Here is a 7,214-nt window from a genome sequence, read left to right as displayed (position 1 = left end):
AGCGCCTGGCGATGCTCGGCCAAGAACGCGAACAGACTGCCGGACGGGATCAGCTCCCGGCAGGTCTGCCACACGTCCGGCCCGACAAGCTCTCCAGCCCACTCACCCTGCACACCGACCACTGTGACCCGATTCCATGAAGAACGAGGCCAGAACACAAGATCTTCAGTGAACTTCTAGGAACCGTTTCCCGTACCGCCGGGCCGCGTCCGGCCGTGTCAGAGGACGGCGTCGAGGAGGAGGGCGCCCGCGCCGAGCAGCGCGACGTCCTTGCCCGCCCGTGCCGGCGCGATCTCCAGGTCGCGGGTGGCCAGCGGCAGGCAGCGCTCGTACACCGCCGCCCTGATCGCCGCGATCAGCGGCTCGGCCGCCGACAGGCTGCCGCCGACGGCGATCACGTCGGGGTTGAAGAAGTTGACGAGCACGGTGAGGACCTCGCCGATCAGCCGTCCGGCGCCGCGCACCAGGCTGGTCGCCTCGGGCACCGCGTCGCTGACCAGGCCGATGATGTCGGCGGGCCGGTCGACCACGATGCCCGCCTCGGCCAGCGCGGCCATCAGCGCGGCGCCGCTGGCGTAGGCCTCCAGGCAGTCGGGGTGGCCGCACGAGCACATCACCGAGGGGTCGGTGCGGACCCTGACGTGGCTGATGTCGCCCGCCGCGCCCCTGCCTCTGTGCAGGTGGCCGTTGACGATCACGCCGCACCCTATGCCGGTGCCGGTCTTGAGCACCATGAGGTTGTCCGAGCCGGGCCACGAGCGGGCCTCGCCGACGGCCATGAGGTTGGCGTCGTTCTCGACGAGCACCGGCAGGTCGTAGCGGGCGCCCAGGTGCTCGGCCACCGGGTAGTTGTTCCACCCCGGCATGCGGGAGGGGCCGACGACACGCCCGGAGGCCGGGTCGACCGGCCCGGGGATCCCGGTGCCGACGCCGCGCAGCGGCATCCCGGAGGGGGCGCGCGTGCGCAGCAGGTCGTCGAAGGCGTCGGCCATCCAGTCGAGCACCGCCTCGGGGCCGGCCGCGATGTCACAGGCCCGTTCCTGTACGGCGAGCGGTGTCCCGCTCAGATCGAGCAGGCCGAGCCGTACGTGATGGGAGCCGAGGTCGGCGACCGCCAGCAGGCCCGCGCTGGGGGCCAGCCGCAGCCGGCGGGGCCTGCGTCCGCCGCGCGAGGTGCCCGAGCCTTCCTCGACCAGCAGCCCGGCTTCGAGCAGCTCTTCGACCCGCAGCGACACGCTGGAGGCGGCCAGGCCGGAAAGCCGCGCCAGATCGGCGCGTGACTCGGCCTGGCCGGTGGCGACGAGCCGCAGCAGTTCCCCCTGCGCCCCCGTCACGGGCAGCCGCTCTTTGCCAGACATGAGCAGATGAATACCACGCTTTACCTTCGTACGACAATGTGTTGACTTAGCGCGAAATCATCCATTACGGTCCGCCATATCTTCGATATCGAAGGAAGTGTCGCGGGATACCTGGCAAAGAGGGTTCCGTGACCGTGGGAGGACTGGATGATTCGGGTACGAGGGCTGAACAAGTGGTTCGGCCGGCACCACGTGCTGCGCGACATCGACCTCGACGTCGCGCGCGGCGAGGTCGTGGTGGTGATCGGCCCGTCGGGTTCGGGCAAGTCCACGCTGTGCCGCTGCCTCAACCGGCTGGAGACGGCCCAGCAGGGCGAGATCGCCATCGACGGCGCGCCCGCCCCGCTGGAGGGCCGCGAGCTGGCCAGGCTGCGCGCCGACGTCGGCATGGTCTTCCAGTCGTTCAACCTCTTCCAGCACAAGACCGTGCTGGAGAACATCACGCTCGCCCCGATGAAGGTGCGCGGCGTCGGCCGTGACGAGGCCGAGAAGACCGCTCGCGACCTGCTCGACCGCGTCGGCATCGGCGCGCAGGCGGGCAAGCTGCCGGGACAGCTGTCCGGCGGGCAGCAGCAGCGCGCCGCCATCGCCCGCGCCCTGGCCATGCGGCCCAAGGTCATGCTCTTCGACGAGCCGACCTCCGCCCTCGACCCCGAGATGGTCGGCGAGGTGCTGGACGTCATGACCGGCCTGGCCGCCGACGGCATGACCATGGTCGTCGTCACCCACGAGATGGGTTTCGCGCGCAGGGCGGCCGACCGCGTGGTGTTCATGGCCGACGGCCAGATCGTCGAGGAGGGCGCTCCCGCGGCCTTCTTCGACGCCCCCCAGACGGACCGGGCCAGGGACTTCCTGGCCAAGGTACTCACTCACTGAACGCAAGGGATGGTGCCCATGAAGAAGATGGTCGCTGTCGTCGCCGTGTCGCTGCTCGGCCTCGCCGCCTGCTCGAGCACGGAGTCCACCGGCAGCCCCGCCGTGCCAGGAGAGGCGAAGCCCGCCGCCAACGACCTGCTCGCCAAGGCCCCCGTCGCCGACGCCGCCGCGATCCTGCCCGGCTCGACGATGGACAAGATCAAGAAGCGCGGCGAGCTCCTCGTCGGCGGCTCGCTCGACGCCCCGCTGCTGTCACAGCAGAACCCGGTCAGCGGCGAGGTCGAGGGCTTCGACGCCGACATGGGCAAGGCCCTGGCCAAGTACATCATCGGCGAGCCGAAGGTGAAGATCGTCAACTCGGCCTCGGAGACGCGTGAGGCGCTGCTCAGCAACGGGACCGTCGACGTCGTCTTCCAGACGTACACGATCACCCCCGAGCGGGCCAAGCAGGTCGCCTTCGCCGGGCCGTACTACACCTCCGGCCTGACGATCGCCGTCAAGAAGGGCGCCACGGGCATCGCCAAGCCCGAGGACCTCAACGGCAAGAAGGTCATCGCGGGCGCCAACACCCCGGCCATCCCCGCGATCAAGAAGCTGGCGCCGCAGGCGGAGATCATCACCTTCGGCAGCGACCCCGAGTGCATGCAGGCGCTCAAGCAGGACCGGGGCGTGGCCTACGTGCAGGACGAGACGCTCCTGATCGCCAACGCGCAGAAGGACCCCTCCATCCAGGTGGTCGGCAACCCCTTCACCCAGGATCCGTACGGCATCGGCCTCAAGCACGGCGACGACCAGTTCAAGTCGTTCGTCAACGACTGGCTGAAGAAGACGCAGAGCACCGGCGTCTGGCAGCAGGCCTGGAAGAACTCCATCGGCACCGTCGTCCAGGGCGAGGCGCCCGCCCCGCCGCAGATCGGCTCGGTGCCGGGTTCCTGATGTCCGTCCTCCTGGACCACCTGCCCGAACTCTGGCAGGGCCTGGTCGTGACGCTCCAGCTCACCGTCGCGTCCTTCGTCGGCGCGGCGGTGCTCGGGGTGCTGGTCACCGCGATGCGGGTGAGCCCGGTCGGCGTGCTGCGCGCCATGGGCACCGCCTACGTGGAGGCGTTCCAGAACCTGCCGCTGCTGGTCCTGCTCCTGCTGGCCTGGTTCGGCCTGCCAGAGATCGGGATCAAGGCGGGGCCGATGGTGACCGCGATCGTGGTGATCTCGGTCTACGAGGCCGCCTACGTGGCCGAGGCGCTGCGTTCGGGCGTCAACGCGGTCGGCCAGGGCCAGGGTGAGGCGGCCAGGGCGCTCGGGCTGACGTTCCGGCAGTCCCTGTGGTACGTCATCCTGCCCCAGGCACTGCGCACGGTCGTCCAGCCGCTCGGCAACATCCTCATCGCGCTCACCATGAACACCGCGCTGGCCGGCGCGATCAGCGTGGTCGACCTGACCGCCGCGGCCAACAGGGTGAACCTGATGGAGGCCCAGCCCATCCCGATCTTCGTCGGTGCGGGCCTGATGTACGCGCTCATCGCCGCCGTCATCGGCTTCACGACGGGACGGCTCGAGCGACGGCTGGTGATGATCCGATGAGCAGTGTCCTGTTCGACGAGCCGGGGCCGCGCGCCAGGCGCAGGATCCGGGTCGCCACCGTCCTGGGCGTCCTGGTCGCGCTCGCGCTCGCCGCGCTCGCGATCCGCCAGTTCGCCGCCAACGGGCAGCTGGCCTACGAGCGCTGGCAGCCGTACGCCACCTGGCCCATGTGGCGCTACCTGCTCAACGGCCTGTGGTCGACGGCGCTGGCCGCCGTGGTGTCGGCGGCGCTGTCCATGGCCCTGGGCCTGCTGCTGGCCCTCGGCAGGCTGTCCGAGCGGCGCTGGGTGCGCGGGCCGTCGGCCGGCTACGTCGAGGTGGTGCGGGTCATCCCGGCACTGCTGCTGGTGTACGTGGTGCTGTTCGCGCTGCCCAGATACGGCCTCGACCTGCCGCTGTTCTGGAAGCTCGTGGTGCCGCTGACCGTCTCGAACGCGGCCGCCTTCGCCGAGATCTTCCGCGCCGGCATCCTGTCGGTCGAGCGCGGGCAGACCGAGGCGGGCCTGGCCGTCGGGCTGACCCGCCTGCAGACCATGCGGATGATCGTGCTGCCGCAGGCCGCCCGCCGGGTGCTGCCGTCGATCGTCAGCCAGTCCGTCGGCCTGCTCAAGGACACCTCGCTCGGTTTCGTGGTCAGCTACGGCGAACTGCTGTACTCGGGCAAGGTCCTGGCCGCCTACAACGGCCTGCTCATCCAGACCTACGTGGTGCTGGCGCTGATCTACCTCGTGGTCAACGCCTCGCTGTCCAAGCTGGCCAGGGTCCTGGAGCGAAGGAGCAAAGCCCGTGCCTGAACCCGCCGTCCTCGCCGAGGTGGTCCGCTCGGGCTTCGTCGAGAGCGTCCACTACGGCAGCGCCGTCGGCCTCGGCCCCGACGGCCGGGTCGAGGTCGCCCTCGGCTGCGTGGACGCCCCTGTCCTGCCCCGCTCGTCGGCCAAGCCGTTCCAGGCGCTGGCCTGCCTGACCGCGGGTGCGGTCCTGCCGGGCCCGCGCCTGGCGATCGCGGCCGGCAGCCACACCGGCGAGGACTTCCACGTACGGCTGGTCGCCGAACTCCTCGAGGAGTACGGCCTCGGCCTCGGTCACCTGCGCTGCCCCGAGGACTGGCCGGAGGACGAGGCCACCCGCCACCGGCTGATCCGTGACGGCCACGGCAGGACGCGCGAGCGGATGAACTGCTCGGGCAAGCACGCCGCGATGCTGGCCGCCTGCGTCGCCAACGGCTGGGACGTGGCCTCCTACCTCGACCAGGACCACCCGCTCCAGCGCCGGGTCAGGACGGCCGTGGAGGAGCTGTCAGGAGAGAGGGCCGCCGCGGTGGCCGTCGACGGATGCGGCGCGCCCCTGTTCGGGCTGTCTCTGGCCGGCCTGGCCGGGGCGGTGCGGGCGCTGGTGCTGGCGGCGCCGGGCAGCGCGCCCCGCCAGGTCGCCGACGCCATGCGGGAGCACCCCGAGTACGTCGGCGGCACCGGACACCAGAACACCGAGCTCATGCGCGCCCTGCCCGGCGCGGTGGTGAAGGGCGGCGCCGAGGGTGTGCTGGTCGCGGCGCTCGGCTCGGGCCACGCCGTCGCCGTCAAGGTCATCGACGGCAGCCCCAGGGCCACGACGGCGATCGCGCTTGCGGTGCTGCGCCGGATGGGCTGCGACGTCTCGGACGCCGGCGCCTTCACCACGGTCCCGGTGCTGGGCGGCGGCGTGCCCGTGGGGCGGATCCACGCGGTGTAGGTGCTGGGCAGGCCCCGCACAGGTGCGGTGCCGGTGCGGTGCCGGGCAGGTCACGCGGCGACGATGCGGCGGCCGGTGATCCGGGTGGGCGTGATCCTGACGTAGAGCGTCCGGTCGCCGCCCGCCCACGGGGTCACCTCCGGCCCGGTCGCCTCGTGCCGCGCCGGACCCTGGACCAGCACGCTCCAGCCCGTCCGCATCGCGTCGTCGATCCTGTCGACCTCGAAGCCGACCATCCGTTCGACCCCTTCGAGACCCGTCCGCAGGTCCTCGTCCATCGGCCCGCCGTACGCGGTGCGGAAGACGATCGCCCCCTCGTCGAGGCGGTAGTTGACGGGCAGCACCGTCGGCCCGCGCAGCCCGTCGAACGCCACGCGGCCCACCCCGCCAGGCGCGATCAGCCGCAGGCACTCCTCGGCCGCGAGCGGCTCCAGCCGGGGGGCGGCCAGCGCTGGAGCGCCGCCCTGCGGCCGGTCAGGGACGTCGCCGAGCAGGTCCCCGGTCGTGGTGTGCAGGGCGTCGGCCAGCCGCTGCAACGTCTCCATGCCGGGCGTGGCCGCCTGCGCCTCCAGGTGCCGCAGGTAGCCGGGGGACAGCCGCGCCCGCTCGGCCGCCTCTTCGGTGGTGAGGCCGAGGCGTTCGCGGTGGTGACGGACCCTGCGGCCCAGATCGCTGGTCATCGTGGGGCTCCTCCTCGTCGTCCGGTACGCCCCGACGCTACGGACGCCTCCGGCGGCCCGCCACGGCCGTCGGACATCGCGTCGCCGGGACCTCGGTAGGCAGCAGAAAAGGACTTTCGGCCCTGCCCGGCGGACGGGTCCGGATGGTGTGCTGGTGTCGGCACTCGGCACTGGGAAGGAACAATGCACCGCTCTCTCACCGAAGCCGATTCCGCGGAGGAGCCGGCAGAGGATCCGGTCAGGCCGCTCGACTACGTCTGGGGCGTGGCCCGCATCGCCGCCGGCTCGCTGTTCCTGTGGGCCTACGTGGACCGGGCCTTCGGCCTGGTCACGCCCGTCCATCAGGCGTGGATGTACGGCGGCAGCCCGACCTCGGCCTTCCGGCACGGCGGTCTGCCGGCGCCGGCCGGGCAGCCGTGGGTGGACGGGCTGTTCATGTTCGGGCTGCTCGGATTCGGTCTCTGTCTCGTGCTCGGCGTCGCCACCCGGGCGGTGGCCACGGCGGGCGGGATCACGCTGGCCCTCATGTGGGCGGCCGCGCTACCGCTGTCCGGCCGGCCGTTCGCCCACGAGTACATCGTCTACGCCGTCGGGCTGGCCCTGCTCGCCGTGGTCAGGGCGGGGGACACGCTCGGTCTCGGCAGGCTCGTCACCAGGCCGTACCTCAAATAGTCCAAGAAACGCCCACCCATCCGTGGTGGGCGGTTTGCCGTCCCGGTGGAAAACTTCCAGGTGTGTCCAACCCGCTGCTGCCACACATGCGGCTCGACGAGCTGCTGGAGGAGCTCCAGGTCCGGTTGAACGCCGTGCTGGCCACCCGTGACCGGGTGCACGCGTTGCTGGACGCGGTGGTGTCGGTGGGCAGTGGCCTGGATCTGGAGACGATGCTGCGCCGGATCGTGGAGACGGCGACCGATCTGGTGGACGCCAGTTACGGGGCGCTGGGCGTGGTGGGGGAGGAGCGGACGCTTCTGCAGTTCATCCCGGTGGGG

General features: G+C 71.4%; 8 protein-coding genes and 1 pseudogene. 7 read left to right on the top strand and 2 right to left on the bottom strand.

The genetic code is table 11. The features are described 5' to 3' along the window. Window positions 1–218: 218 nt before the first annotated feature. A complete protein-coding gene (locus ACWEVS_RS45730; protein WP_354915971.1) occupies window positions 219–1,358 on the bottom strand; it encodes an ROK family transcriptional regulator in 1,140 nt (379 codons plus the stop codon). Window positions 1,359–1,505: 147 nt separating this feature from the next. Here ACWEVS_RS45730 and ACWEVS_RS45725 point away from each other — a divergent pair, with 147 nt between their 5' ends. From ACWEVS_RS45725 to ACWEVS_RS45705, 5 genes are read left to right on the top strand one after another with little or no spacing between them, the layout of a single operon-like run. Further along, entirely contained in the window at window positions 1,506–2,234 is a 729-nt protein-coding gene (locus ACWEVS_RS45725; RefSeq protein WP_354915969.1) for an amino acid ABC transporter ATP-binding protein, read from the top strand. 18 nt (window positions 2,235–2,252) lie between these two features. Next, a complete protein-coding gene (locus tag ACWEVS_RS45720; RefSeq protein WP_449928900.1) occupies window positions 2,253–3,170 on the top strand; it encodes a glutamate ABC transporter substrate-binding protein in 918 nt (305 codons plus the stop codon). Beyond that, a complete protein-coding gene (locus ACWEVS_RS45715) occupies window positions 3,170–3,814 on the top strand; it encodes an amino acid ABC transporter permease (protein ID WP_449928898.1) in 645 nt (214 codons plus the stop codon). Before ACWEVS_RS45720 ends, ACWEVS_RS45715 begins: the two co-directional genes overlap by 1 nt. Then, window positions 3,811–4,608 carry an amino acid ABC transporter permease gene (locus ACWEVS_RS45710; RefSeq protein ID WP_449928896.1) on the top strand — a complete coding sequence of 266 codons (798 nt, stop codon included), beginning with the start codon at window positions 3,811–3,813 and terminating at the stop codon, window positions 4,606–4,608. Before ACWEVS_RS45715 ends, ACWEVS_RS45710 begins: the two co-directional genes overlap by 4 nt. Next, complete coding sequence (locus tag ACWEVS_RS45705) at window positions 4,601–5,542, top strand: asparaginase (protein ID WP_449928894.1); 942 nt, start codon at window positions 4,601–4,603, stop codon at window positions 5,540–5,542. The genes ACWEVS_RS45710 and ACWEVS_RS45705 overlap by 8 nt, the downstream gene beginning before the upstream one ends. Before the next feature lie 50 nt (window positions 5,543–5,592). Here the strand turns inward: ACWEVS_RS45705 and ACWEVS_RS45700 are convergent, their stop codons facing one another. Then, on the bottom strand, window positions 5,593–6,222 hold the full coding sequence (locus ACWEVS_RS45700) for a helix-turn-helix domain-containing protein (protein ID WP_452557457.1): 630 nt from the start codon (window positions 6,220–6,222) through the stop codon (window positions 5,593–5,595). A 183-nt stretch (window positions 6,223–6,405) separates the two neighbouring features. Between ACWEVS_RS45700 and ACWEVS_RS45695 the strand changes: the two genes are divergently transcribed. Beyond that, the gene (locus tag ACWEVS_RS45695; RefSeq protein ID WP_449928890.1) at window positions 6,406–6,894 is read left to right on the top strand and encodes a hypothetical protein; all 489 of its coding nucleotides are present in this window, start codon (window positions 6,406–6,408) and stop codon (window positions 6,892–6,894) included. 86 nt (window positions 6,895–6,980) lie between these two features. Beyond that, window positions 6,981–7,214, top strand: a pseudogene (locus tag ACWEVS_RS45690) (histidine kinase); the annotation flags it as partial.

The organism is Nonomuraea sp. NPDC003754, assembly GCF_053605785.1.
Note: the sequence above shows the minus strand (reverse complement) of the source record. Positions and strands in the feature narration are given on the sequence as shown.

Excerpts from the sequence above, each read along its gene's own strand:
- ACWEVS_RS45730 (WP_354915971.1), bottom strand. The coding sequence starts at position 1,358 with ATGTCTGGCAAAGAGCGGCTGCCCGTGACGGGGGCGCAGGGGGAACTG.
- ACWEVS_RS45725 (WP_354915969.1), top strand. The coding sequence starts at position 1,506 with ATGATTCGGGTACGAGGGCTGAACAAGTGGTTCGGCCGGCACCACGTG.
- ACWEVS_RS45720 (WP_449928900.1), top strand. The coding sequence starts at position 2,253 with ATGAAGAAGATGGTCGCTGTCGTCGCCGTGTCGCTGCTCGGCCTCGCC.
- ACWEVS_RS45715 (WP_449928898.1), top strand. The coding sequence starts at position 3,170 with ATGTCCGTCCTCCTGGACCACCTGCCCGAACTCTGGCAGGGCCTGGTC.
- ACWEVS_RS45710 (WP_449928896.1), top strand. The coding sequence starts at position 3,811 with ATGAGCAGTGTCCTGTTCGACGAGCCGGGGCCGCGCGCCAGGCGCAGG.
- ACWEVS_RS45700 (WP_452557457.1), bottom strand. The coding sequence starts at position 6,222 with ATGACCAGCGATCTGGGCCGCAGGGTCCGTCACCACCGCGAACGCCTC.
- ACWEVS_RS45695 (WP_449928890.1), top strand. The coding sequence starts at position 6,406 with ATGCACCGCTCTCTCACCGAAGCCGATTCCGCGGAGGAGCCGGCAGAG.